28 protein-coding genes and 2 pseudogenes are annotated in these 26,229 nt (G+C 39.3%); 16 read left to right on the forward strand and 14 right to left on the reverse strand.

Annotated elements, in window-relative coordinates; translation table 11 throughout:
* Positions 1-30 precede the first annotated feature (30 nt).
* Entirely contained in the window at positions 31-621 is a 591-nt protein-coding gene (locus TSIB_RS10750; RefSeq protein ID WP_015849199.1) for a hypothetical protein, read from the forward strand.
* Here the strand turns inward: TSIB_RS10750 and TSIB_RS04510 are convergent.
* From TSIB_RS04510 to TSIB_RS10425, 3 genes and pseudogenes are all read right to left on the reverse strand, one after another.
* Positions 585-1,560, reverse strand: a pseudogene (locus TSIB_RS04510) (ABC transporter ATP-binding protein). The gene TSIB_RS10750 and the pseudogene TSIB_RS04510 sit on opposite strands and share 37 nt — an antisense overlap.
* 9 nt (positions 1,561-1,569) lie before the next feature.
* Entirely contained in the window at positions 1,570-2,271 is a 702-nt protein-coding gene (locus TSIB_RS10690) for an ABC transporter ATP-binding protein (RefSeq protein ID WP_394295183.1), read from the reverse strand.
* 75 nt (positions 2,272-2,346) lie between these two features.
* Positions 2,347-2,925, reverse strand: coding sequence for a peptide ABC trsnaposrter substrate-binding protein (locus TSIB_RS10425; RefSeq protein ID WP_015849202.1), 579 nt, complete (start codon positions 2,923-2,925; stop codon positions 2,347-2,349).
* A 268-nt stretch (positions 2,926-3,193) separates the two neighbouring features.
* Between TSIB_RS10425 and TSIB_RS04525 the strand changes: the two genes are divergently transcribed.
* Entirely contained in the window at positions 3,194-3,433 is a 240-nt protein-coding gene (locus TSIB_RS04525; protein ID WP_015849203.1) for an Lrp/AsnC ligand binding domain-containing protein, read from the forward strand.
* Positions 3,434-3,438: 5 nt separating this feature from the next.
* Here the strand turns inward: TSIB_RS04525 and TSIB_RS04530 are convergent, their stop codons facing one another.
* Positions 3,439-3,747 (reverse strand): signal recognition particle protein Srp19, encoded by a 309-nt coding sequence (locus tag TSIB_RS04530; RefSeq protein WP_048160307.1) that lies wholly within the window; start codon positions 3,745-3,747, stop codon positions 3,439-3,441.
* 55 nt (positions 3,748-3,802) lie between these two features.
* On the opposite strand from TSIB_RS04530, the gene TSIB_RS04535 reads away from it, so the two are divergent.
* The 3 genes from TSIB_RS04535 to TSIB_RS04545 all read left to right on the forward strand — a co-directional run bounded on the left by TSIB_RS04535 (position 3,803) and on the right by TSIB_RS04545 (position 6,156).
* Positions 3,803-4,420 carry a DUF257 family protein gene (locus TSIB_RS04535; RefSeq protein WP_015849205.1) on the forward strand — a complete coding sequence of 206 codons (618 nt, stop codon included), beginning with the start codon at positions 3,803-3,805 and terminating at the stop codon, positions 4,418-4,420.
* Positions 4,421-4,433: 13 nt separating this feature from the next.
* A complete protein-coding gene (locus TSIB_RS04540) occupies positions 4,434-5,195 on the forward strand; it encodes a tRNA (adenine-N1)-methyltransferase (RefSeq protein ID WP_015849206.1) in 762 nt (253 codons plus the stop codon).
* A 208-nt stretch (positions 5,196-5,403) separates the two neighbouring features.
* Positions 5,404-6,156, forward strand: a complete 753-nt coding sequence (locus TSIB_RS04545) for a class I SAM-dependent methyltransferase (RefSeq protein WP_015849207.1) — start codon at positions 5,404-5,406, stop codon at positions 6,154-6,156.
* Here the strand turns inward: TSIB_RS04545 and TSIB_RS04550 are convergent.
* The 5 genes and pseudogenes from TSIB_RS04550 to gcvPA all read right to left on the reverse strand — a co-directional run bounded on the left by TSIB_RS04550 (position 6,146) and on the right by gcvPA (position 12,708).
* Positions 6,146-6,498 (reverse strand): annotated as a pseudogene (locus tag TSIB_RS04550) (DUF7132 family protein). The gene TSIB_RS04545 and the pseudogene TSIB_RS04550 sit on opposite strands and share 11 nt — an antisense overlap.
* A gap of 46 nt (positions 6,499-6,544) precedes the next feature.
* Entirely contained in the window at positions 6,545-7,846 is a 1,302-nt protein-coding gene (locus tag TSIB_RS04555) for a TldD/PmbA family protein (RefSeq protein ID WP_048160308.1), read from the reverse strand.
* A 557-nt stretch (positions 7,847-8,403) separates the two neighbouring features.
* Positions 8,404-9,771 (reverse strand): TldD/PmbA family protein, encoded by a 1,368-nt coding sequence (locus tag TSIB_RS04560; RefSeq protein ID WP_015849212.1) that lies wholly within the window; start codon positions 9,769-9,771, stop codon positions 8,404-8,406.
* A gap of 71 nt (positions 9,772-9,842) precedes the next feature.
* A complete protein-coding gene (gcvPB, locus tag TSIB_RS04565; protein ID WP_048160309.1) occupies positions 9,843-11,342 on the reverse strand; it encodes an aminomethyl-transferring glycine dehydrogenase subunit GcvPB in 1,500 nt (499 codons plus the stop codon).
* A 10-nt stretch (positions 11,343-11,352) separates the two neighbouring features.
* Complete coding sequence (gcvPA, locus tag TSIB_RS04570; RefSeq protein ID WP_048160310.1) at positions 11,353-12,708, reverse strand: aminomethyl-transferring glycine dehydrogenase subunit GcvPA; 1,356 nt, start codon at positions 12,706-12,708, stop codon at positions 11,353-11,355.
* A 131-nt stretch (positions 12,709-12,839) separates the two neighbouring features.
* Between gcvPA and TSIB_RS04575 the strand changes: the two genes are divergently transcribed.
* The 8 genes from TSIB_RS04575 (at position 12,840) to TSIB_RS04610 (ending at position 19,693) form a co-directional block, all read left to right on the forward strand.
* Entirely contained in the window at positions 12,840-13,511 is a 672-nt protein-coding gene (locus tag TSIB_RS04575; RefSeq protein WP_015849215.1) for an HAD family hydrolase, read from the forward strand.
* Between the two features lie 74 nt (positions 13,512-13,585).
* Positions 13,586-14,266: a metallophosphoesterase gene (locus TSIB_RS04580; protein WP_015849216.1), complete on the forward strand. Its 681-nt coding sequence runs from the start codon at positions 13,586-13,588 to the stop codon at positions 14,264-14,266.
* A gap of 80 nt (positions 14,267-14,346) precedes the next feature.
* Positions 14,347-15,045 (forward strand): PrsW family intramembrane metalloprotease, encoded by a 699-nt coding sequence (locus TSIB_RS04585; protein WP_048160311.1) that lies wholly within the window; start codon positions 14,347-14,349, stop codon positions 15,043-15,045.
* A gap of 4 nt (positions 15,046-15,049) precedes the next feature.
* Positions 15,050-15,259: a hypothetical protein gene (locus tag TSIB_RS04590; protein WP_015849218.1), complete on the forward strand. Its 210-nt coding sequence runs from the start codon at positions 15,050-15,052 to the stop codon at positions 15,257-15,259.
* Between the two features lie 342 nt (positions 15,260-15,601).
* Positions 15,602-17,341: an OPT family oligopeptide transporter gene (locus TSIB_RS04595; RefSeq protein WP_015849219.1), complete on the forward strand. Its 1,740-nt coding sequence runs from the start codon at positions 15,602-15,604 to the stop codon at positions 17,339-17,341.
* Positions 17,342-17,351: 10 nt separating this feature from the next.
* Positions 17,352-17,858 (forward strand): cell division protein, encoded by a 507-nt coding sequence (locus tag TSIB_RS04600; protein WP_048160312.1) that lies wholly within the window; start codon positions 17,352-17,354, stop codon positions 17,856-17,858.
* 86 nt (positions 17,859-17,944) lie between these two features.
* Entirely contained in the window at positions 17,945-18,823 is an 879-nt protein-coding gene (locus tag TSIB_RS04605) for a hypothetical protein (protein WP_048160313.1), read from the forward strand.
* 87 nt (positions 18,824-18,910) lie between these two features.
* Positions 18,911-19,693, forward strand: coding sequence for a hypothetical protein (locus TSIB_RS04610; RefSeq protein ID WP_148206165.1), 783 nt, complete (start codon positions 18,911-18,913; stop codon positions 19,691-19,693).
* A gap of 225 nt (positions 19,694-19,918) precedes the next feature.
* On the opposite strand, the gene TSIB_RS04615 is transcribed toward TSIB_RS04610, so the two are convergent.
* The 3 genes from TSIB_RS04615 to TSIB_RS04625 form a co-directional block, all read right to left on the reverse strand.
* The gene (locus tag TSIB_RS04615; protein WP_015849223.1) at positions 19,919-20,221 is read right to left on the reverse strand and encodes a hypothetical protein; all 303 of its coding nucleotides are present in this window, start codon (positions 20,219-20,221) and stop codon (positions 19,919-19,921) included.
* The gene (locus TSIB_RS04620; RefSeq protein ID WP_015849224.1) at positions 20,218-20,967 is read right to left on the reverse strand and encodes a ParA family protein; all 750 of its coding nucleotides are present in this window, start codon (positions 20,965-20,967) and stop codon (positions 20,218-20,220) included. Before TSIB_RS04620 ends, TSIB_RS04615 begins: the two co-directional genes overlap by 4 nt.
* A gap of 209 nt (positions 20,968-21,176) precedes the next feature.
* A complete protein-coding gene (locus TSIB_RS04625; RefSeq protein WP_015849225.1) occupies positions 21,177-22,904 on the reverse strand; it encodes an endonuclease/exonuclease/phosphatase family protein in 1,728 nt (575 codons plus the stop codon).
* Between the two features lie 145 nt (positions 22,905-23,049).
* Between TSIB_RS04625 and TSIB_RS04630 the strand changes: the two genes are divergently transcribed.
* The 3 genes from TSIB_RS04630 to TSIB_RS04640 are packed head-to-tail and all read left to right on the forward strand — an operon-like array spanning position 23,050 to position 25,309.
* The gene (locus tag TSIB_RS04630; protein ID WP_015849226.1) at positions 23,050-24,054 is read left to right on the forward strand and encodes a phosphorylating glyceraldehyde-3-phosphate dehydrogenase; all 1,005 of its coding nucleotides are present in this window, start codon (positions 23,050-23,052) and stop codon (positions 24,052-24,054) included.
* A gap of 34 nt (positions 24,055-24,088) precedes the next feature.
* Positions 24,089-24,919 (forward strand): PhzF family phenazine biosynthesis protein, encoded by an 831-nt coding sequence (locus tag TSIB_RS04635; protein WP_015849227.1) that lies wholly within the window; start codon positions 24,089-24,091, stop codon positions 24,917-24,919.
* A 33-nt stretch (positions 24,920-24,952) separates the two neighbouring features.
* Positions 24,953-25,309, forward strand: coding sequence for a hypothetical protein (locus TSIB_RS04640; RefSeq protein ID WP_015849228.1), 357 nt, complete (start codon positions 24,953-24,955; stop codon positions 25,307-25,309).
* On the opposite strand, the gene TSIB_RS04645 is transcribed toward TSIB_RS04640, so the two are convergent.
* On the reverse strand, positions 25,300-25,584 hold the full coding sequence (locus TSIB_RS04645) for a DUF167 domain-containing protein (protein ID WP_015849229.1): 285 nt from the start codon (positions 25,582-25,584) through the stop codon (positions 25,300-25,302). The genes TSIB_RS04640 and TSIB_RS04645 overlap by 10 nt on opposite strands.
* A 95-nt stretch (positions 25,585-25,679) precedes the next feature.
* On the reverse strand, positions 25,680-26,189 hold the full coding sequence (locus TSIB_RS04650) for a DUF402 domain-containing protein (protein ID WP_015849230.1): 510 nt from the start codon (positions 26,187-26,189) through the stop codon (positions 25,680-25,682).
* Positions 26,190-26,229 lie beyond the last annotated feature (40 nt).

Raw genomic sequence — 26,229 nt, forward strand, 5'->3', positions numbered from 1 at the left:
TTTATATAGCTTTTTAATTTATTAAGCTTCATGAAAGTGGAAATACCATATTTGGTGATTGAAGTTAATAGAAGGCTTTTCATGATAGATGCTTATTTTTCCAAGAAGGTTGAGAAAATTGAACATGTCAGTGTTCTCATTAAGAGATTCAAGAGAGACCTGCCCAGAGAGGCTCAGAATCCTCTTCCAAGCTTAATAACAGAAAATGAGATAAAATTTTTCCTTAAGAATGTTTTTAGTACTTTGCATGAGTTTTCAGGAAAAAAAGTTGATGAGAGACTTAGACATATGAGAAAGTGGAATGTTCACAGGTTTTTGGGAATTCCTAGTGGATTTAAACGACACAAAGAAAAAGAGGAAGAGCTCGCAAGACAAAATAGGGAAATTCTCTTAGCATTGGCCCTGCTTCAAGAAGTTTTAGGAATTAAAAGTCCCAAGGAATTTGAAGAAATCAACATAAAACCAGTGGGGTGGAGGTACTATACTATCAAAGTCAGAGAAGATGGTATATACAATGAAAAAGGAGAGAAAGATGCAATTTATACTGAACTTTTGAGGATAGATAAAGGCTTTATGCAATCTATTCATGCTTTGGAATATAACCAACAAGCCACGTGGTGATCTTGTTCCACCTCTATTAAGGGCGGCTCTTCTTTTCTGCATATATCTTTTGCATATGGACATCTTGGATGGAAACGACATCCACTTGGTGGATTTATTGGGCTTGGTGGTTCTCCAGAGATTTTTTTCTCTTTTTGCCTTTAGCTCCGCAGCAAGCTCTGGATCAGGAATTGGTATTGCAGAGAGCAGGAATTGAGCATATGGATGCAAAGGATTCTCAAAGATTCGTTCGGCCGGCCCCACCTCTACTAATTTTCCTAAATACATCACGCCCATTTTGTGACTCATGTATTTAACCACTCCAAGGTCATGGGAGATAAATAGGTATGTGAATCCAAACTCTTTCTGAAGATCCTTTAACATATTCAAGATGTTAGCTTGTACAGAGACGTCAAGAGCAGAAGTAGGCTCATCTAACACAATGAATTCCGGTCTCACTGCTAAGAGTCTTGCAAGTGCTATTCTCTGCCTCTGACCGCCACTGAATTCATGAGGATAACGATATAAGTGCATTTCATTTAATCCCACACTTTCTAGAAGCTTAATCACGAATTCTTCCGGGTCATCAACATGAATCCCATGAAATCTCACTGGCTCCATGATAATCTCAAAGACAGTCTGTCTGGGATTAAGTGAAGAATAGGGGTCTTGAAACATTATCTGAGCTTCTTTGCGGAACTGTTTTAATGCATCCCCTTTAAGTTTGGTAACATCTTTTCCTTTGAATATCACATTGCCGCTGGTAGGCTCTATAAGTCTTAAGATTGCTCTGCCTGTCGTTGTTTTCCCACAACCACTTTCTCCTACTAATCCAAAAGTTTCACCTTTGTAAATTTCAAAGCTTATATCATCTACAGCTTTTACATACCCTTTTGTAAAAAATAACCCTTTAACTGGGAAGTATTTCTTTAAATGCTTAACTTCAAGTACTTTCTCCATGTTCTCACCTCAATAAAGGTGGCATGCAACAAAGTGACCATCTTCTACCTCAACCAACTCAGGAGCTTTTTGCTTACAGATCTCCGTTGCATATGGACATCTTGGGTGAAATCTACACCCTTCTGGAGGAGTTATTAGGTTCGGCACTGTGCCAGGAATAGCTTCTAAACGTTCACTCTTTACCATTGGGTTTGGTACGGCTTTTAAGAGACCTTTTGTGTATGGATGTAATGGATTTTTGAATATTTGGCCTACACTTCCAATTTCAACAATTTTTTCAGCATACATGACTCCCACTCTGTCCGCAGTTTCAGCAACGACACCCAAGTTGTGAGTAATTAAAATAACTGTTGCGTGATATCTTTCTTTAAGTTCGTTGATTAAATCCAAAATTTGGGCTTGTACAGTCACATCAAGTGCAGTAGTTGGTTCATCGGCTACAAGAATTTTTGGATCGTTTGCAATACTTGTTCCAATGACAACTCTCTGTTTCATTCCACCGCTGAGTTCATGCGGATAGTTTTGAACTCTCTTTTCTGCGTCTGGGATTAGAACAGATCTTAAAATTTCAATAGCCTTTTTGATACCTTCTTTTATGTTCTTAATCCTCTGATGGACCTCCATGCCCTCGGCTATTTGATAACCTACAGTGTATAGTGGGTCTAAAGAAGCGTGAGGGTCTTGGAATATATAGGCAATTTCATGCCATATCTCCCATCCAAATGTTTCATATGTCCAAGCTGGATCAAAGCTCTCCGGCCATCCGATGGTGCCTATAACATATGTTTAAGCGTCGTTCTTATAATCTCCAATTCCAATAGGAACACTTGGAGCATTGGGATCTTCGGAAATTAAATCGTACCTTTCTGGGAAGGTTGGGTGGTAGTACCTGCCCTTAACCCACTCCCAGTATGTACGGAGCTGTCTGTTTTGGCCAAGGATGACTTCTGGCACAAATTTATTTCCAAGAATATAAATGGCCTTGAAGAGTTCAGTTCTTACTTCTGGGTTAGTTTCTCTTCTTGCAGCAATTACAAGTGCATCAACAGTAGTATCCCTGAAAAACGCAGGATTTATTGCACCAAAACCTTGTCCTGCTTCCATTAGTTCTTGGACAGATGGAGTGTTAGCTTCATCAACTACATAAGTAACTTTGATTACCTTCTTTCCACTTGGTAATGAAGCCGGCATTTGAGCTCCTTCTGGGCCTACCAATACAACACTTTCATCTGTTTCTATTACTTCATAGGTTGCTCCAGATGGCTGAGTCTCGGTTGGAGAAGAAGTTGTTGTTGGAGTTGTAGTGGTTTCACCACCGATACAGCCGCTTGCAACTACGGCAAAAATCAAAACACTTAGTACCAATATTGCTGTTAGTTGTTTCTTTATTTACACACCTCCACAAAGTATAGCATTAATGATTTCATCGTAGAACTTTAATAAATTTTTCTACATTCGAGAATCTATCTGGCAGTAAATAACAGAATATAACTTGGTTATCTCTCTGTATTGAGCAATATGTCTTGACAACATGACGAATAATTTTAAACATCAAAAGTTAGCATAATAATGCGAAAACCTTAAATTATATAACACCTTTAAAAGAAAGTGACAACAAAATTTGGTGATGTAAATGGTAAGAGCATATGTTTTGTTAACAATTGAAATTGGAAAAGTAGAACGAGTGATAGGAGATATCAAGACCATTTCAGGCGTTATAAAAGCCGACGCCGTAACAGGACCATATGATGCAATAGTGGAACTTGAAGCCTCAGATCTAGGGGAACTTACTAGAAAAATCCTCCACGATATTCACAACATAGATGGCGTAATTGATACCACCACAGCAATAGTGGTAGAAACAGAAGAATAGAGAATTTATTTTTTTCTATGTAATTTTCTAAATTCCCTGACCTTTTGAGTTATTAGTTTTAATGTTTTTGACTTTCCATGATTGCTCTCTACTACAATGCGTCCGTTGACTCTGAGATTTTCATCTAGAGCTGATACTCGTGGATTTAAAGCTTCTCGATCTATATTTATGATATTAAGTCTTAGGGCTTGAGCAGCTTCAAGTATTTCCTCTAGGCTTGGTCTATCTACTGCAAGATTCTTTGGAACTTCTCTTCCATATTTTCTCGGTATTCTGGCGTCTATTTCATTTACCCATATTACAAATCTCTTCACTTTGAACACCTAAAAAGTTTAAAAGACTTGAGATTAAAAATCCTTTGGTGAGATCATGGAGATAGGTTCAATCTCAGAATTCTTAGAAAAGAACGTAACTTTGGGGGATTTTGTCCTCATAGAGTATCCATCTTCATATTCCATCACAAAATTGCTTTGGGGAGAGCTTGTGCCCGAAATCTCACAAAAGGAGGTATTAATAGACGACTTCTTTGGAATTGGTGACCTTCTTTTTAGGGGATACCTAAGAAAAACACCTCCTGAAGAATACAAAAAAGCAATGGAAATAACAAAAAACCTCCGGGCAATAAGGATAGGCGTAGGAAGAACCAGTTATACATCTATAGCAGAGGAAATTCCGATTACATATGAGGTCTCAGAATTTATGAAGAATTATTACAATGCATTAATGAAGCTCTTTTCAGTCTCTACTAAAGTAGAATATTCCATAACACTCGGAGTCTCTCAATATATTTATTTTGGGGGAGAAAAAGCATTGAAGGCCATCCTATTCACGAGAAGCACCCTACCTTTTGAGGATTGGACTTCAATCTACTTTGTGAATAAGGATATCTTGGATGAGAGACAGCTAGCAATATTGAGAGAACTAGCTAACTGGCGTCTAAAAATCAAAAGAGAAGAAAGCGCTTACAAGATGGAAATCGAAGAATAATCCGGTGATGTAAATGATTAAATATGGAGATAAAATCGTATTGCTTGACCCAAGAGGAAAAAGATACTTAGTGACGATAAAAGAAGGAGAATTCCATACTGATCTTGGTATAATAAATCTCTCCGATTTGATAGGTAAAGAATTTGGAGTAGTCATAAATTCCCATACGGATTATCCTTTTAGGGTCTTGAAACCCAGAATAGTTGATTATATAGACAAAATGAAACGTGGCCCGCAAATAATCCATCCTAAAGATGCTGCTCAAATAGTAGCTTTCGCAGGAATATCTCCGGGGGATATCATAATTGAAGCAGGAGTTGGAAGCGGTGCTTTGACCCTATTTCTAGCCAATATTATTGGGCCCAATGGCAAGATAATAGGCTATGAAATCCGGGAGGATTTTGCAAAACTAGCATGGAGGAACGTGGAGTGGGCAGGCTTTTCTGATAGAGTTGAGATAAAGTTGAGAGACATCTATGAGGGTATTGAAGAAGATAATGTGGACCATATAATCTTAGATCTTCCTCAACCAGAGAATGTTGTCGAGCATGCAGTTCAATCTTTAAAACCAGGAGGATTTCTTGTTGCATACACCCCATGCATAAACCAAGTTGATAGATTTTATAAAAAAATAAATGAATACAAAAAACACTTTACAAGACCCAAAACCATTGAGTGTCTTGTTAGAGAGCAGGAAATTAAAAAAGAATGTATAAGACCAAGAACTACCATGTTGGCCCATACTGGTTATATAACTTTTGTTAGAAAACGTTGATCATTTTCATGCAGTTGTTAAACCGTTATTGGGGGCAAGAAGCATTCCCTCGCAGCTCTAGGATTTATAATAAATAGCTTTATAACTTTCTGTCCCAAATAAAAACGGGCAATGAAGAACTCTAGGGTATCTGAACTATGTATGATGATGGTTAAAACCTGAGCCGCTAAACGTATAAGCTTTTGTTTCTAATTATTTTTGAAGACTTATGAGTTTGGAAGAGATGCTAGAGAAAGAGGATTTAGGAATCGAAATCCTTCATCCCGGTGGGTTGGAGATCACTAAGGACTTAGCAGAGCTATGTGGCATTAACGAGAAATCCAAAGTTTTTGATGTGGCATGCGGTACCGGAGAAAGCGCTTGCTTTTTGGCAGAAACATTTGAATGCGAGATTGTAGGGGTTGATGCCTCTCCAATAATGGTAGAGAAAGCAAAGAAAAAAGCAAAAGAGCGGGGATTAGAGGGGAAAACTACTTTTATACTCGCAGATGCCCACAAACTGTCCTTCCCCGATAATACCTTTGACGTTGTTATCTCCGAGTGCACCCTCTGTCTTCTCAACAAAGAAGCCGCGTTGAGGGAAATGGTTCGTGTAGTTAAGCCGAACGGCTGTGTTGGCATACACGACGTTGCCTGGAAAGAGAACACACCTAGAGAGCTAAAGCTGAAGCTTAAGGACATTGAAGGAGAAGAACCCGAAACCATTGAGGGATGGAAAAGGCTTTTTGAGAAAGTTGGTCTCGTAGATGTCGTTGTAGTTGACAAGTCCCACTTAATCCCTGAGTGGATGAAAGAGATGCGGAGACAAGTAGGTCTCTGGGGAGAGCTGAAAATATTCCTGAATATACTAAAAAAAGAAGGACCAAAAGGCCTGAAGAACGCCTGGGAATCCATGAAGATTTTTGAAAGCTCCCATACTGGTTACGTGATTGTAGTCGGGAGAAAGCCCTCTAAAGAGTAGTTTTCTCTTCTTCCTCCTCTTCGATTTCTTCTAGTATGTGCTCAAATTTCTTGAACTCACCAGTCTGGGCGACCAGTGTTATAAACTCATCTATTTCCTCCTTTTCAAGGAAAGACCCTACAAGTAGTCTTCCAGTGTATCGGTTGTTCTTGATTTCCCAGAACATGTAGAACTCCGGGAACTTGTTCTTTATTTTTCTATATGCTATCCATATTTTGAATCTTTAAGAGGGTTCTGCTCAAGGAAGAAGTGGTTCTTTGAAATTTCTATCATATGGAGAATAGCACCTCTTCTAGTTCTTACAACTTTTAACTTGATTGGCTTTTCTTCTATTGTTCTCATGTTATCACCAAATAAAAAGTAGGATTAGGAGAACTTAAACCTTTCTTTATACTATTTTTCCCAAGCCAAGCACTCTGGGAGATACAAAAGCCCCAAGCTCCTCCTTTTTCTTTCCCACAGCAACTATAGATTTTATGAACTCAAATATGTTTCCAACAAACATGTTGTCCTTGAAGGGGGTAAGTTCACCGTTTTTAACGACGTAACCAAGCCCCACGGTTAGCGAGAAGTCTCCACTGATCGGATTCGCAGTGTGTTCACCAAAGACCTTCTTTAGTATAACTCCTTCAAAATCTTCAAGATTTTCTTCTTTTCCCTCTACAATTATATTGCTCGTGCCGATGTGTGGTGGGGTCCTAAAGTCCCTTACAGCGTTCCCCGTGCTTTCCATTCCCAAGAGTCTTGCATAGGTTTCATCTAGGAGGAAATTCTTCAATATTCCATTTTCAACTAAGACAGTTCTTTGGCCAGGGTTTCCTTCACCATCAAAGGAATAACTTGCTATTTTGCCCTCCAACGTGGCATCGTCTATGAGAGTAAAAGAATCACTTGCTACACTTTCTCCAACTGTTGTGAATTTGCTTCTCTTGTGATATACGTTATCTCCCCTTAAGTTTGAAATAAACAGCCCGAGGATTGATGCAACCGCGTGAGGCTCTAAGACAAGCTCTCCCTCAAATGAATTTAAGGGCTTTGCATTGTAGCTGAGTTCAGTCTCTTGGAGGGATTTTTCAAGTCCTATATCCAGTTCTTTTTCAAAATTCATCAGTATCCGGGAGGCCTTATAATAATCCCCGCTTCCAACTTTCCCATCTTTTTTGACTATATAAACACTAAAACTCATTGCTGTCCCTTCTTCCGTTATTTCAATCCCATTTGAATTTGCTATGCCGTCTTTTGCCACACCAAAGGCCAGCCTTCCCGAGAAGATATAACTTGTTCCATATTTTTCTCTCAGCTCGCTCTCCTTTTGGGATATCTCCTTTCCCACCTTTAAAGCTTCTTCAAACTCTAGCTCAGCTATCTTTTTATCGTAAATTCCATTAACCTTTCTAATCGGCTTTTTGTCGGGAAATCCGTAGAATTTCACCTGTCCAACCTTGGCAAGTTTTATGGTTCTCTTAACAAACTTCTCAAGCTCCTCCTTTGGATGATTAATTCCTGTTATGTATGAGAACCCCTGCTTCCCATTGTACCCAACTCTGAGCCCTATCCCAGAATGATATTTTCTTTGAGCCCTCTCAAGCTCACATTTCTCAATTTTAAAGGAGCTCCCTCTCCCAATCTCCCAGTAAATTTCCCACTCAATATTCTCGCGGTTTAAGATCTTAATTAGTTCATCTATCATCTTCCAACCCTTCTTCACTAATCTATGCGAAATTAAAGTTTTTGGTAAAATATATATCTCTTTTGCTGGGATTATTTCTAGGTGGATGGGTTGAGATTAACAGCTGTGGTTTTAATTTTAATTATTCTCTCAAGTGGATGCTTGGGAGTGAACTCAACTCTGTCTCCTTCTAAAGAGGAAGAGGTCTCGTGACTCAGGCTCGGGTATGGAGAATTTAATGCAGGAAATATATTGCTCAGTTTAACCGATGAGTATGAGTGTTTAGAAGAGAACTTGATATTCCTTATGTCACCCAACAGAACCATTAAAATCAAAGGCCTTATCTTTGCCAAAAAATACAGCATAAACCAGAGGGTGTTATTACAAGGAAAATCGAAAATATAAGCGTTGAAATAGTCCCAAAAGAGACTATCATATCTGAAAACAAAAACGCAACTTTTGAAGTAATAATCAAGACAGAAAACGTAAGTGTCGATGAGACTTACTACATCTATATTGTTGCATTTGGAGAAGATGGATGGAAGGCGTGGACCAGGATAGATGTGAAAATCTGGGGGTTAGAGAAGTCCTCCCACTAATGCCCGTGTTAAAATATGAGGGCCCCCATCATCGACCGACACCCACTGTCCTTTTCCACAATAGCCGGGAAACTCGATTTTAAGGTCTTTTCCAATTGCCCTTATATTTTTGAGAACCTCCAGAATCTTGCCCGAAAGCGCAACATCTCTTATTGGTGTTTTTATTTCTCCGTTTTCGATTATATACCCTTCCTTAGCACCGAACGTAAAGGTGCCGTTAGCTATATCCACCTGTCCACCTTTATCCCCTATCAAATACAGTCCATTTTTAACCTCTTCAAGCATCTCTTCAAATCTCCAGTCTCTGGGCTCTATGTAGGTGTTGCTCATTCTAACTAGGGGTTGATAGTTATAATTTTGGGCCCTTCCATGGCCATTTGGTTCTAAATTAAAGAAAGCAGCAGTCTCTCTGTCTAAGAGGTACTCATTTAAAACTCCATTTTTTATAATTTCAACTCTTTTTGATTTAACCCCCTCATCGTCATAAAGATAAGAACCAAATTTTCCTTCTAATGTTGGATCATCCACAACCGTTAACTCTTCTACCGCTATCTTTTTCCCAAGTTTGTTCTCAAATATGCTCTCACCATTTTTAACAGCATCCCCTTCAGCTGCATGACCCAAGGCTTCATGGATAAAAACTCCTGCAAGTTCAGGATCTACAATAACGTCAAATTCTCCGGAGGGAGGCAGGCTAGCATTTAAGAGATTTTTAGCTTTTTCTTTTACAAAAGAGGTCCAATGTTCAATATCTATCTTTTCTATAATCTCCCATCCGGTTGTTCCCCCAAAAATTTTCCAATAAGTTTGCATATCGCCATTTTTCTTCGCTGTAACTGAGAAACTTAAACGGATCCTTGGAGTTAGGGTTTTAATCTCACTTCCCAGAGAATTGAAATAAAGTTGCTCTTTTATGCCATCACCATAAACGATTCTTCTGTTTGGAAGAGCATCTCCCTTTAGGAGAGAATCAAGAGAAGTTAAAAAGGTCATTTTCTCCTCAAGATCAACATCTAGAAACGATTTTTGCACTTTTATTTCACTCTCGTCTCTAATAAGATCTCCAAAATAGATTTTTGCATTACCCGGACTTGTTTTGGCAATTTTCATTGCAATTTTGATAGCGTCTTCAGCTCTCCTCATATCATTTGCTGATGAAAACCCCCATGAACCGCTAAAAGCTCTTACTCCGATGCCAATCTCTACATTTGAAGACACGTCTTCAAAATGAGAATTTTGAATTTCGATATGTGTCGCATTTATTTTATTTATTCTAATTTCATAATATGGAATTTTGTACTTTCTAGCAAGTTCTTCAGCTCTTTTGAATAACTTTTCCACTTCCATGGAACCTCCCAAAAAAGAGGATCAAAGGTTGCTTATATTCTTTTTGGAAATCCCAAAATAAAAAAGAAAGATCAGTAGTCAATTTCTTCCTTTTCCTTGAGTTCTTTATACATCCGCCATGTGATTATGGGCCTTTTAGCTGCTAAGACATCATCTACTCTCCTTACTGTAGTATTGTGGGGGGCAGTTTTTACCAATTCAGGAGTAGTATAAGCCTCCTTACTGATCTTTTTAAGAGCCTCCACATAGGCATCTAAGTCTTCCTTTGTGACCGTCTCAGTAGGCTCTATCATTAATGCTTCGTGAACTATCAACGGGAAGTATATTGTAGGAGCATGCAATCCAAAATCAAGCAGGCGCTTTGCCACGTCTAAAGTCTTCACACCAGTATCCCGTTTCATTGGTTCGGCAGAAAAGACTACTTCGTGCTTTCTAAGTTCTTTGTGTGGTAATTCATATCCTTTAGTTCCTTTTAGTTTCTGGGCCAAGTAATTGGCATTAAGTACAGCGACCTCTCCGACTTCTCTGAGACCGTCCCTTCCCATCATCTTAAGATATGTTAACGCCCTTACCAATACTGTAAAGTTTCCGTAGAATTCCTTTACTTTTCCTATGCTTTTTGGGAGGTCATAGTTCAAGTAATACCTCTCTCCATCAAACTCAACGAGAGGTACTGGGAGATAATCGATTAAGTGTTTTTTTACACCTACAGGACCACTTCCAGGCCCTCCTCCACCGTGAGGTGTAGAGAATGTTTTATGCAGGTTTATGTGAACAACATCAAATCCCATGTCTCCAGGTCTGGCTTTACCAAGAATTCCATTCAGATTTGCACCGTCGTAATAAAGTAACCCACCAGCGTCGTGGACTATTTTCGCTATTTCGAGGATATCTTCTTCGAATATTCCAAGAGTATTGGGATTTGTTAACATTATCCCCGCTGTTTTTTCACTAACTGCATTTTCCAATGCTGCTATATCGACCATACCTTGTTCATTAGAAGGTATCTCTACAACCTTGAAACCGGCCATAGCAGCGCTTGCTGGATTTGTGCCATGAGCAGAATCTGGAACTATTATCTCATTTCTTTGTGTTTCTCCATGGTCTAAATGATAGGCCCTTATTATCATCACTCCTGTAAATTCTCCATTTGCTCCAGCAGCAGGCTGTAAAGTGAAACGATCCATTCCAACGATTTCCTTTAACCATTGTTCAAGCTCCCACATTATCTGCAATGCCCCTTGAACTGTTCTCTCATCCTGATAAGGATGAATAAATGCAACTTCCGGATGATTGGCCAGTTCTTCATTAATCTTGGGATTGTATTTCATAGTACAGGACCCTAATGGGTACATTCCATTGTCCACACCGTAGTTCATTTGACTAAGTCTTGTGTAATGTCTAACCACCTCAGGTTCGCTCAATTCAGGTAATTCCAGATTTTTTCTCTTTAGATGCTGGGGAATTTGAACGTCAATGTCTTCGATCGGACTTGGGAGTGTGAATCCTATTCTACCCGGCTTAGAGAGTTCAAAAACAAGAGGTTCTTCCCATTTCGCCTGTCTGAACATCTTTCCCACCTCACAACTCTGCTTCATTTATTATCTCTCTCATGTTTGTCACGAGCGCGTCAATCCACTCTTTTCTTGTTGTTTCAGTTACTGCGAGTAAAGCACTTTCCTCTAACTCTGGGAAGTGTGGTTTCAAGTAGAACCCTCCATGAATGTTTCTCTTCAGGAGCTCCTCGTGAATCACGTCATAGGGGATCTCAAATTTGACAACTACGTCTTTGAAATTAATGCCATCAAAAGGAATTTCGGCCACTTCGCTTATACGCTCCTTGAAGTATTTGGTGTTCTTTAAAATGATCTCTCCTAATTTCTGTAGGCCTTTCGGCCCAAGTGTGGCCATGTGAATTGCTGCAGCAACTGCTACAAGAGCTTCATTTGAACAAATATTGGACGTTGCTTTTGCTCTTCTGATGTGTTGCTCTCTGGTTTGTAACGTCATGACAAAGGCCCTTTTTCCATCTGCATCCTTTGTCATCCCTATTACTCTTCCGGGCATCTGCCTTAATATCCTTCTTTCATTTTTAACAGCGAAAATTCCTGCTCTAGGTCCACCAAAGTTCAACGCACTGCCCAAGAAAGACGCTTCTCCAACTACTACATCTGCCCCAAGTTCACCTGGCGCTTCTATTATTCCAAGTATTGTTGGATCAACGCCCACCACAAACAACGCTCCACTTTCATGAGCTATTTCTCCGATTTCCTTTATCTGTTCTTCAATTAATCCAAAAAAGTTCGGAACCTCGAGATAAATCCCCGCTGCATCTGTGGCCTTTTCCTTAAGGTCTTCAATGTCTACTTGACCGTTTTCATTCCACTTTACATATTCGATTTCAAGGCCGGGTCCTGCTGTGTAGGTATGAAGGATTTTCTTTCTCTCAGGATGTAAATGTCCTGGCACTATGAATTTCTTTTTTCCTGTTACACGAGCACTCATTAAGGCAGCTTCGGCCATTGCTGTGCCCCAATCATACATAGAGGCATTAACTATTTCTAATCCAACAAGCTCCCCAATTAGACTTTGATATTCAAATAGTGCTTGGAGCATTCCCTGGCTTATTTCCGCCTGATAAGGAGTATATGAAGTTATAAACTCACTTCTTTCGATGAGATACTTCACATGGGCTGGCACATAGTGAAAATATGCCCCAGCACCTAAGAAAGTTGGCATTTCTAAAACACTCTTGTTTTTGTTGAGTATTTCATTCATTTCAAGAAAAACTTCATATTCACTTTTGCCTTCTGGAAGGTTGAATTCCTTTACGAAGTCCTCTGGAACATCTGAAAAGAGATCGGCAATGCTTTTGAAGCCAATCTCACGCAGCATTTCTTCCTTGTGGCCTGAGTTTGGGATATAGTGTCTTGCCATTTTTACCACCCTTTTGGAATCATCATCTAGACATTTCACTCTACTAAAATATATGCTTTTTGGAGAGCAAAACTTAAAGGGAAACAATGTGTGGTTAATGTGGAGAATCAAAAATATGGGAGGAACTCTTCATGATAATTGGCTTTGACTTTGATGGTACATTGATAGATAGCTACTCTGTTATAGAGGAAGCCTTTAGCCGGGCTCTAAAAAAACACTTTCCATGGCTTCCATTTAACTCTTTATGGGCTAAACTCCTTACTAAAGCAGAGTTACACTTTGAAAGGCCTAGATTTGGAAAATATTCCGGTAAAACAAGGCAACCAGCATTCTTTAAAACAAAATTTGCCCGTACGTGGTTTGAGGAAAGGGCAAAGTTATCAAAGCCTATTGACGAGTCAAAAAACCTTCTAAAAAAGCTTAGAGAAGAAGGACATAAGGTAATTTCCTTTTCTGCTGAAGACTTTTTGACCGGGATGAAAGAATATCGTTTAAAGGTTGCAGGATTTTATGAGTTATTTGATGATATAATAATCTTTGGTGGTAATATGAGCCTTTGTGAAACTTTTCAGATTCTCAGAGAGAAATATGGAGATGAGGTATTCATATGGGTGGATGACAAGCCCTGGAGATTTGTAGGAAGGGGAGATGAGAACACTGAATATGTATGGTATTATTTCCCTCCAACGGCAAAATATGTTACCAAAGAGATTTTAGATCAAATCCCACACCTTCACGTTATCCATGATCTTTGGAGTATTTTCGATGTAATAGAGCGGGTTAAACAAGAAAGAGGTCTTTAATTATGTTTAAATATTATTACCACTAACTTACCTCGTGAAAGCCCCGTCCTTAGGGTGGGGAGGGGGTCAGTCTCATGAAATTTGAACTTCTCCCTCAGAAGGCCATCAAAATTGGGGATGACTTAATAATAGCAGACCTCCATCTAGGATACGAAGAGAGTCTGGCTCGGGAAGGAATTTATTTGCCAAAAGCATTCGATCAGATGATAACCTCACTAAAAAGTCTGATAGAAAAAAATCATTTTAAACGACTTATTATAAATGGTGATCTAAAGCACTCTTTTGTCCCATTCAAGCGAGAAAAAATTGAGCTGGAAACATTCTTTAATAAGATCTCCCCGCTGGTTGAGGAGGTAATGGTCATAAGGGGCAATCATGATGTTGGTATGTCTTGGATAAAAAGTTTAGGAGTTGAGATTTTAGATGAACTTGAAATTAGAAATTGGAAAATTGTTCATGGTCATAAACTTGTAGAGGGGGATAGATTTATTATAGGGCATGAACATCCTGCTATAAGACTACGAGATGAAGTAGGAGCTCTGATAAAGGTGCCAATATTTTTAAAAAGTGAAAACCTAATAGTCATGCCTGCCTTTTCCCCGTGGGCCTATGGAAATGACATCCTCAGAGAGATTGTGTCTCCTTTCTTAAGAAGCTTGGATACCACAGCATTTGAAGTTTTTGTTCCATTAGAAACAGAAATGTTAAGCTTTGGAAAATTGACGGAATTAATTCGGGCCATTCAAAAAATATAATATCTCTATCTTCACAAGGCAAGACCCTAAAAATCACAAAAGTTTAAAATTACATGGCCCTAATTCTTTCTGGTGATAAGATGGACATCTTTAGTACGATAATTTTCTTTGCTTATGCTCCTGCTTTAGCAATATTATGGTATTTCTATCATGAGGATAAATATGAACCTGAGCCCAAACGATTTGTGATTGGTACCTTTATTTTAGGTGCAACACTCTCAATAGGTATAGCTATGATCTTAGAAGCTTTTTTAGTGCAAGGGGAATTTGGATATGCCCTCTTACCAGCAACTGCATTTTATATGGCGCTTGTGGCCGGCATTGTGGAGGAACCCGCAAAAACCCTTGCCATTCGGTTTCCATTCAAAGCTGGTCAAATGGATGGGATCATGGATGGAGTAGTTTATGGAGTAGCAGCAGGATTAGGATTTGCAGCCACCGAGAATTTCTTATATGGGATCGGCTTTGGAGTTGGCACCACTATAGTTAGAGCTTTTTTAACTCCATTCGCCCATGCAACATGGAGTGCAATAGTCGGGGTTGGATATGGCCTAAAAGCTGAAGGAAAAATTCAAAGTGTTTCTGGATACCTTAGTTTAGGAATACTACTTCACTTCCTTTGGGATTACTTCGCATTTCTAAGCATCGCCACACCTGCATATTACATCTTCACAATATTATTGATCTTTATCAACATAGCCATAATCAGATACTTTATAATGGTTGGTCAACGGGAGGATTTAGAGAAAATGTGGTGGTATTGGTTTGGTAGGAGGTAATAACATGAAGGAAAAAATAGAACAGGCCCTTTTTGAGGTGAGACCCTACATTGAGTATTACGAAGAACTAAAGAAAAGGGTCGAAGAAATTGCTTCAACAACCGACGAGGAGGGCCTCTTTATCAAACTCTTGGAAGAAGAAATTAAAAAATCAGAGGAGCCCTTTAAGACGGATCTAAGAATATTTCTCCAGAAATTTACATCTTTCCTTTGAAAGACCTCACTATCTAATTCGAAATTTCTTTCTATTTGAAAATTTCTTGAGCAACCACCTGTTCTGTGAAAAATTTTTGGAAATTTTGTATAATAATGAGCGACCATGATTGATGAATTTACATTCAAGTAATTTTTTCATGGGCTGTGTGCATTATACATGGTTCATGATAGAAGTGCAACATAATTGAGCCTTTTATGGTTTTATTGCTTCTTACTTCTCTGTAATGGCTTTAAACAGACTGAAAAACTTTATATGTGCAAAAAAGACAGAATGCCTTGCTTTTGTATCTTTAGTATAGATAATAAACCACATGTACAAAAATATACAGGGGGTTGAAAAATGGAGAGATATGCTGGACAGAGTGTTACAAAAGGAGAGGAAAGTTATAGAGAAGTAACACCTGCTGCAGTAGTTTTGGGTGTTCTTTGGGGTGCTTTCATGGCTGCAAGTTTTACTTACGCCGGGATGATAATGGGATTCACATCTGGAGGTTCTGCCATTGCAGCAATTGTTGGTTGGGGAATTCTTAGAGGTATCCTAAAGAAAGGTACAGTAGTAGAAAACAACATTGTCCAAACTGTCGCTTCAGCTGTTAACATTTCAGTATCTGGTGTTATCTTTACAATTCCTGCACTCTACATAATGGGACTCCACCAGGAGATAAATACAATGTACTTCTTCCTAGCGACAGCAGCTGGTGCAATTTTAGGTATAACCTTCATAATTCCCCTTAGAAAGCAAATGATTGAAATAGATAGACTTAGATTCCCTACTGGAACTGCAGTTGCTACTATCCTTAAGACTCCAGGAAGTGGGATAGAAAAGGCAAGACTTCTTTTCTTTGGGATGATAATCAGTGCTGTGATTTATCTTATTCAGCAATTCCCAATCTTTGGATTACCACATGTAATTCCCGAGACCGTCGATTTAGGAGCAATGCTCCACCTTCCAGCCTGGATCAACCTCACGGTAGCCTTATCACTCATGGTATTTGGTATGGGTTTAATCACCGGAAGAAATGGTTTAATAGTTCTCGCTGGAGGGGTACTTTCCTACTACATTATAACCCCAGTGGTTAAGGCCCTTGGATGGATCCCAGCTGATGTTCAGGGAGGCGCAGTAAGCGGTTACGTTTATAGTACAATGACAAGGCCTCTGGGCATAGGGATGCTCCTTGGAGGCTCAATAGCAGGATTGATACTTTCACTCCCAGTTATTGCAGTTGCCATGAAAAGCCTTGCACAGGCAAGCAAAGTAAAAGACAAAAATGGAAACAATGAAGAGCTTCCAATTTACTATTTGGTTGGCGGGGCAATTTTAGCATTTGTTTTACTCTTAGTAACCGCGTACAAACTCGGGGATCTTGGACTTGGTAGGAGCCTCCTCACAGCTCTTATAGGAGTTGCATGGATCTTTATAGCCTCACTCCTCGTAGCAATGTCCACTGGAATGACTGACTGGAGTCCAGTGTCCGGTCTCTCCTTGGTGTCTGTGATGATCCTTCTCTACTTAACTCACAAGAACATCCCACTAACAATATTGATGGGAGCAACAGTTGGTGTAGCCATTTCAGGAGCTGCAGACATGATGCAAGATCTTAAAACGGGCCATATGGTTGGAGCAATTCCTTCAAGACAACAAAAGGTTGAACTTTTAACAGGGTGGCTTGGTCCAATAATCGCCTTGACTGTAGTAGGCCTTATTTGGAACGCTTATGGAATCGGAAACGACAAAGTTCCAGCTCCTCAAGCAATGGCCCTCAAGTCAATGGTAGAGGCAGTCCTTGGTGGAAGTGTACCAGTAGACAAGTTCATAGCAGGAGGTCTTCTTGGATTCTTGCTTTCTCTTAGTGGAGTTCCAGGGCTTGGCGTCCTCATAGGCCTTTCAATGTATCTTCCAATGCTCTACATAATTCCCTATGGGCTTGGATGTGTAGTTAATGAAATCACAAAGAGAAAGAAAGGCTATGAATTCATTGTTGAGAAGGTCCTCCCATTTGCCGCTGGATTAATGGTCGGAGAAGCCGCAATGACATTACTCTTTGCAGTACTCACTGTAGCTGGAGTACTCCATCCATGAGGTGATGAAAATGAAAAAGCTCATTGGAAATATCATGCTCACAACCGGTTTGATTGGGGGAGCTATAGCTTCAGCTAGAAACCCTCCACTTTGGGTAGTGGTTGGTGGCGCTCTTGGTGTCATGGCTCTCGGAATACTCTTCAGGAGACAGGGAGAAAGAGAAGAATTACACAAAACAGCAGCCCATGGGAAGGGCGGAAAAGAAGAACTCAAGAAAAGCCTAGAAGATGCCCTTAAAGAAATCGAAAAAGTGATGGAAGAAAAAGAGAGAGACATTGAAAAGGCTAGAGAAAAACTAGGAAAAGTGCTTGAAGCATTAGAGAATTTTGCAGAAAAGGCCCAACCCCTTAGAATCGAAGGAATTAGAGTGTATGGAGAAGTAATGACAAGCTTCAGCAAAGCAGAAAGGCATTTAAATAGAGCTTGGAGCGCATATGCAGATGGATATATAAGGGAAGGGAATGCTTACCTCGAATCAGGATACGCCCAACTAAGGGAGACTTCAAAAATCCTATAATTCAAGAATTGATTTTTCCTTTTTTCTTCTTGTTTATGGCAAAATAAATAAATAGTCAAAAAACCAAGATACTTTTGGTGAACAACGTGAAGAGATTCATTAGCTTGATATTAATTCTCATTATAGCTGTTAGTGTTTCTGCATGTGTTTCAAAAGAAAGTTCTACACCCTCCACAAGCCCACCACCTGCCTCAACCCCAGTAACCATAGATGAAAGTACCAGCACTTCCAGTACCTCATCAGAAACCACTACAACTGAAACAACGAGTATAAACAAGGCAGATATAATTGAAACTATTGAAAAAGTTGAAAAATACGAATTTGCTGCTCAGTATTCCGCAATTCCAGAAAAGGATATTCAGGTAACCTCCAAAGGAGGTTTTGATTATAGCAAAGAAGAGGCTTTCTGGGAAATCATTAGTAAAAGTGGAGATTTTGTAACGTATTCTAATGAAACGGTATGGGATGACTCCATTTACTACTCGGCTCTTGTTAAGCAGAATAACAGGGTAGTTCAAAAAGGGGAAGCAACTTTAACACTAGATGAATACCTTGAAAAAGTCCTCAAAGGCCGTACAGAGATTGCAACTTCTGAAAAATTTAAACAACAACTTTTCAAGGGCCCGGACCCTACACGGAATCCCCTTTATTACATCAGAGATATTCTTAGCAATGCAGACTCATTTACAGCAAGCCAGGAAGGAGACAATTACCTGCTAACCTTCACCTTTACAAAAGAGGAGCAAATAACCCTTAATTCTGTACAGAAAGTTGTAAAAATCCAAGGGACTGGAAAGTTATGGATTCGGGGGGATAAGTTACCAATAAAAGGGGAAATAGAAATCACAAAAGCAACAAGCTATGCAGGATTAGAAGAGAGTACCACAACCTCAAATGCCGAAATAACATTTGAAATAATGTATGAATACCAACCCCCAGAGTGGGTAACTAAAATTACTAAATGATTTTCAAATTTTTTAACCGAAAACTATAAGTATTAACTGTCATAATTTACTTTGGTGGGAAGCTTGGGGAGGACTTTTGCTCTAAGCTTGATTCTCATAATTATGGTTAGTTTTTCTGCGTGTATTCAAAAGGAGCCAACCCCCCAAAATCTTGCCAATGAGATTGAGGATGTTGATAAGTACATGTATTCATTGGAATACCACCTAAAATCCCCTTATGGGAATAGTAGCATGTATTACAGGGGTGGTTTTAATTATGACAAGGCTGAAGCATTCTGGGAAGGAAAAATAATACATAGTAATGGGGATGTGGTTTACATCAATGAAACAATTATTGAAGATTTTATGTACTTCTCCTACGCCACAGAGAGGAATAACAAAATTATTAACAGCTACATAGCAAATATGACAATTCAGGAATATTTCGAAAAACTCAAGGATCGTCTCCCGCCAAATATCAAAACGGTGGAGGATTTAAGGTATGAAATTTTCAAAAGAGCAGATTTAAGGAGTAACCCACTCTATTATATCCGAGAAGCACTCAACAATGTTACAAACTTTGAAACTACAAAGGGAGATGGAATTTATCTGGTGGCGTTTAACTTTACTAAAATATATGAGATGCCAATCCCTGAAAATATCAGTGCAGCCGAGATGGGCTACTATGAGAGCATAAAACACGTTACTATAACAAAAAGCTTTATGAGGCTTTGGGTTAAGGACAATCTTCCTATAAAGGGCGAAATTGAGGGAATAGAAATATTTAAACTACTTGCAGAAAATATCACCTCGACAAGAGAATTTAATGCCAAATTTGAGATTACACCGGATTATAAAAGACCAGAATGGCTCAAGAAGGTGCTTCAATAAAGAGAACAATTTTCTTTTAAGCCTTGCTTAATTTAATTTTGAATTTCTGAGTTCATTGGAACAGAAGATAACCTTCATACCTTAAAGAAGAATTTAGGGTGAAATTCTGCCTTCAAGAACCAAGAGTAACCTCTTCCGGGCCGTGAAGAGTTGACCTTTCGGCATGGATCGAGATTGTTTCTTGCCAAAAATAGTAGTTACAACTTAAAAGTTAAAAGGTAGAAGTTATTCAACCTTTTTCATATGCTTTTCAACGGAGCTCCATATCTCTGGATATTTCTCCTTTATTGCTTTTTCTAGAAGCTTACTTGCTTCATTTGAAATACTAAATTCTGGGATGGTTTTTCTTAGATATCTAAGAACTGCAGCTGCTTCTGGTGACCATAATGTTATTCTTGGATTCTTTAGGGCCTCATGGATACTTAGCATTAATACTTCTTCGTTAAGTTCCTCTTTTGGTTTTTCTTCAATTGGGAGTGGCTCCGAAATAAGGGCTTCTAAACCTCTTCCAAGGGCTTTTTTCTTCATTTTCCATCGACCTCCTCGGCCAGCTTCATATATGCTTTAGCGCCTCTACTATCAGGAGCATAAAGGAATATTGGTCTTCCATAGGAGGGAGCCTCTGCAAGCCTAACGTTTCTCGGTATCATTGTCTTGAAGACCTTTTCTCCAAATGTTCTCTTTACTTCCTCTCTAACCTCCTTGGAAAGATTGGTTCTTTTGTCGAACATTGTGATTAAAAACCCTTTAATTTCAAGTGGGATGCCAAGTCTATCCCTCACCAACCTTATTGCTTTTAAAAGCAGGGCAATTCCTTCAAGAGCATAGTATTCTGCTTGTATTGGGATAATCACTTCATCACTTGCTACTAATGAGTTCATAGTAAGCACTCCAAGAGAAGGAGGTGTGTCAATAATAATGTAATCGTAATTCCTTTTAAGCTTTGAAAGCTTATTTCTAAGTATGTATTCTCTTCCTATTTGACTACTCAGCTCGATTTCAGCACCGCTTAATGCTATGTTACTCGGAACTAAATGAAGGCCATCTATGGGGGTCTTTACGACCACTTCTTCTATCTCTGCTTCATCTATTATCACATTGTAAATGGTTGGTGTTGCTTCTCTGAGACCAAGGCCGATTGTGGTGGCCCCTTGCGGGTCCATGTCTACAAGAAGGACGTTTTTCCCTTTTAGCGCCAATGCTGCTGATAAGTTTATTGCGGTAGTGCTCTTTCCTACTCCACCTTTTTGATTTGCAATACTTATTACGGACATGATAGCCCTAAGGTAGTTAGAAGTTATAAATCTTGAGAATTATAAGTTCTAAGTTATAAGTTCTACTCCAAACAGCCAAAAGAATAATAACTTATTTCTTGAAATCCTTGCTCTTCAGGGTTAGTAAGGGGTTAGATTCTCTGTATTCTCAATGATAACCTTGCAGTTTGTTAGAGGGAGTGATACAAAAGGAAAAGATATTCTTTATTTTATTCTTCTGACATCAAAATGTAAATTGGCCGGTGATCTGAGACTTCCACATCTAAGAGCCATCCATAATCCTTAACCTTTAAAGCACTTCCTCTCTTTATCATAATGTAGTCAATGTTTTCTATATCCACATTGCCCCAGTTGAAAGTGTATGGAGGTCTTTCTGGGAATGCATCATAATACTCCATAAGAAGTATCTCTATCGCTTTTTCGTGCAGTTCCGCATTTGTATCACCTAGGATTATTTCAGCTACTGGATCTTTTAGTGCCATTTCTAAAAGTTCTTCTGCCTGTAATGCCCTTTCTTCTGGATAAAGGCCCATGTGAACATTTATAAGAACGAATCCATTACTCAACACCTTGACTTTTTGAGCTGGTCTTGCCTGCCCAAGGCTTTTAAGGTTCCTTTCTTCTATGGGCTCTAGTGGCCACCTGGAAAATGTTGCGACTCCATAAGTACCTTCAACAGCAGGGCTATATTCATAATAATACCCAAAATATGCTGACAAAAGAACGGGAACATCTTGGTAACCATTCCCTATCATACCACCAACTACTTCCTGACTTGCCATAACATCTGGACTGTAGGTTTTTAGAAGTTTTACCAGCTCGTTTCCATTGAAGGCCCCTTTATATGGGGCAAAACCTTGATGAATGTTATAACTCCATACTATAATTTCATCTTTGGTTTCTACGTCTACTGGACGGACATGAAAAGCGGAAACTACGACGAGAGAGGCAATTATCATGCCAGCTATTGGAACTCCCATCTCTCTCATGTTGGGCCGCTCAACAACCAAAGGCCTAGAAGATAGAGTATAGATCACTGTACTGAAGAATATTAAAACTTCTAGATGGTCTTCCATAAAGGGGATTCCTATGTCTCTCCCCACATAAGCTCCAATGGCAAGTACTGAGACAATTACAAAATATAGTGCACCAATAACTCCAAAACGGCCTTTTTTCACACTTTTGAGCAATGCAAGAGCTGAAGTGAGTGCGATGGGAATTCCTACAATGCCAAATGGTGGAACAAAGAGAGTAAACACGCTAGCAATCAATAATAGAGGGGTAAATTTGTTGCCTGCTAGATATGGTGAAATAAGAATGGCCAGGGTCACTACAAATGAGTATCCCACAAAATGAAGCAAATAGTATGTTTCAAATCCTGAATAGCGCATTATTGCGTTTGGGTAGATAAAACCCAAGTTTAGTAAGGCAGCAAAGGCATAAATACCAAATCCGGGGCTTTTTAATTGGCCTTTCTCTTTCCATAACACATATGAAGCGCCTAAAATACAAATCACAAGCAAAATCCTTGTATGAATAAAATCAATTGGTTCTCCCCCAACTGCAAGCACCCTGAGTGCTAAGTCCATCACAAGCCCGAGAATAATGTACTTTACTTTAACCTCTTTTACGAGAGATAGAGCTACTGGCAATGCAAAGGCTGCTATTAAGTGAATATACTCCGTGGCATCAGTTGTTAAAGAAGTTATTGCATAAGCAGTTACTATAATTGCACCTGTCTTTCGCTGCATCTTACCAACAATGAAAGAAGCAATCAAAAATAAGATTATTCCAAGGGCTGATGGGAACGTGGCTCCATAGAAAAAGGTTTTTTCAAGACTTGCATATGCCCCTGAAACAAAAATTCTCATAGAAGAGGCCAGTAAAACACCAGCTCCAATTCCTAAGATCATGTTTTCTTGTTCTGATAATTTCATAATATTCACCAGAATAGCGAATACACGTTAAAGGATTTAAATCTTTTTCACTTTAGTGCTTCAGTCTACTGCAGTTCTTATTCCTCACTTTCAGTGAAAGCAATCTTTAAGTATTTCACATATATAAAATAATCTGGTGATTAAGATGAAAGTTAAGGTGGGAATTAACGGTTACGGTACTATAGGAAAAAGAGTGGGTTATGCAGTATCAAAACAGGCTGATATGGAATTAGTGGGTGTTGCAAAAACAAAACCAGATTTTGAGGCTTACCGAGCTAAAGAGCTTGGGATACCCGTTTATGCCGCATCGCCTGATTTTGTTCCAAGATTTGAGAAAGTTGGGTTCGAGATTGTTGGAACCCTTGAAGATCTCCTCGAGAAAGTGGATGTAATTGTGGATGCTACTCCCGGAGGGATGGGCGAGAAAAACAAGGCCCTCTACGAGAAAGCAGGAGTTAAGGCAATATTCCAAGGCGGAGAAAAGGCAAGTGTTGCTGAGGTTTCATTTGTTGCTCAGGCAAACTATGAGAAAGCTTTGGGCAAAGACTATGTTAGAGTAGTTTCTTGCAACACTACAGGTTTAACAAGAACTTTGAATGCAATAAAGGACTACATTGACTACGTATATGCTGTGATGATTAGAAGGGCCGCAGATCCCAACGACATCAAAAGAGGTCCCGTTAATGCCATAAAACCCAGTGTTGAAGTTCCTTCCCATCATGGACCAGATGTACAGACCGTAATTCCAATAAACATTGAAACAATGGCCTTTATCGTACCAACAACCCTCATGCACGTCCACAGTGTAATGGTGGAGCTCAAAAAGCCCCTTACAAGGGAAGATGTTATTAAGATTTTTGAAAACACTACAAGAGTTCTGCTATTTGAGAAGGAAAGGGGCTTTGACAGTACAGCCCAGTTGATAGAATTCGCCCGTGATTTGCACAGGGAGTGGAACAACCTCTATGAGATAGGAGTGTGGAAGGAAAGCATTAGCGTAAAGGGTAACAGGCTATTCTACATCCAAGCGGTTCATCAGGAGAGTGATGTGGTTCCAGAAAATATTGATGCAATAAGAGCTATGTTTGAATTAGCGGACAAGTGGGAGAGTATCAAGAAGACTAACAAAAGTCTCGGTATTTTGAAGTAGAAAACCTTTTATATTTGCTTTTTGACCTTTTTTGGTGGATGTTGTGAAATGTAGGGTATTTAAATTAGATGCTTTTACTAACCAAGCATTTAAAGGAAATCCTGCAGCAGTTGTTCTTGATTGCCCTGAACTGGATGCAGAAATTATGTTGGCAATTGCTGGTGAGCTTAATCTTTCAGAGACTGCTTTTGTCTGGCCTGAGAAAAAGGGATTCCGAGTGCGATTCTTCACACCCGGGGACGAAATTCCTCTTTGTGGACATGCAACCGTTGCGACATTTTATTTACTCTGGCGTTTAGGCATGGCTAAAGAAGGCATGAACAAAATGATTTCTAAGGTCGGAGAGCTTGACATCCTTATCAAAGATAAGAAAGTATGGCTCAAGCAACTGCCACCAAAAATTATTGGTGAACTTAATATAGAAGAGCTAAAGAGTATTCTCGGTGTTAAAGAGCTTGTGGGCCCTGCCCTAGCTATGACGACAGGAACACCCGAAGGTATCGTTGGCATTCGGACGTTTAATGAGCTTATGAACATCAAACCAAACATGGAGACATTAGCCGAGTTTTCCAAAGAAAACGGAATAATTGGAGTTTACGTTTACACACTCGACTCGAAATTTGATGCAGCTGGAAGGTTTTTTGCTCCTGCAGTTGGTGTTCCTGAAGATCCCGTAACGGGAACGGCTAGTGGAATTCTCGCAGGTTACCTTAGGCTCACGGACAAGCTAACGAAAGATAGCTACATCTTTGAGCAGGGGCATGCTCTAAAGAGAGAGGGAAAAGCATACGTAAAGTTTGAAGGTAATTACCCTTGGGTCGGAGGAGAGGCCAGAATAATCCTTGAAGGACAGCTTGAATTCTAAAAGCTTTTTAACCTTCTTACCTAATCTTTTATCATGGAAATTGAGGAATATCTCATTGTAGTTGGGTTGCTTTTGGTACTTGGCTTCTTTATTTACCCGAGTGAAAGCCTATCTAAAACTTTCTGCGAAGGAAGCTTTGGAACTCTTGGAAGTTATGAAATAAGCGTTCAAGGAGGCTTTCTAAAAGTTTATCATAAAGGTGAGGAGGTATTCACTGTAAAAGAGGAACAGATCTTTGTTAAAAAAGTGAACATAAACTACTCGTATTCTGAGGGATGTTATACGGTCATAATAAGAGAAAAACCTGAAAAAGCGCTGTATCTCTTTATTGGAGGCATGCTTTTAATCGGAGTTGCGTTTTACTACATGGCGTTTCTGCGTTATCGATAAATTTTGAGTTTCTTTTTAACTTCCTCTATGCTGATCCCCCTTATCAAAAGGTCTTTTTCTCGTGAGGTTTCTCCTTTGATGAGGCTTGCCTCAGCTCCAAGGAGCTTGGAGAAAAACTTCACAACTTCTTTATTCGCTTTTCCTTCAACAGGTGGGGCTTTGATTTTGACTTTAAGTCTGCCACGCCACTCATCAACGCCTTCAATTTCGTTCGTATTTGCCTTCGGTTGCACATAAATTTGAAGTATTACACCTTCTTTGCTCTCTTTTATCATCCAACCACCATAAGGTATTTTAGATACGTGCCTATTTAAACGTAAGGGGGCTCAATGAGGGCCAAATTCTAGCGGTTCTGGCCATTTTAATAACTCTATGAAGGAGAAAGTGAGTACTCCCAAACTACATCCGGAGGGAATGTACCCTCTCTAAATTTTTTAATGATTTCTTCCGCTTTTGAATAGGCAAAGTCAAATGTTTCCTTATCAATCAATCCATAGTTAAGGGCCATTTCCAGTTCTTCTTCATCAAGAAGGAATGCTTCTCCATTTGGGAAAATAAAAATATCCAAAAACAGATCCAGCATCTCCAGATTATCGCCTTCTCTTTTAGTATACGCTAGAACGTCAATGTAAATACCCTTAAAGTTACCTTCTCTGTCATAAACTTTTAGTATATCATACTTCTCTCCAATAAAGGCAAAATAGATCATTTTGTAACCATTATCAATGACTTTGGCCCCGTTAACAAAAAGTGGAGTAATCATCCCCTCAAATTTTGATTTTGCCACAATTATATCACCTAGATCTGCTATGAGTTCATCTTCTCTCTCAAGAATCCTATTTGGAATGCGCCTGTAAATGAGGTGAATTTTTCTAACCATTGGTAATTCACTACATTTTGAGATATATTAATCCTTCGGT

Source organism: Thermococcus sibiricus MM 739, assembly GCF_000022545.1.
In the GTDB taxonomy this organism is placed as follows: domain Archaea; phylum Methanobacteriota_B; class Thermococci; order Thermococcales; family Thermococcaceae; genus Thermococcus_A; species Thermococcus_A sibiricus.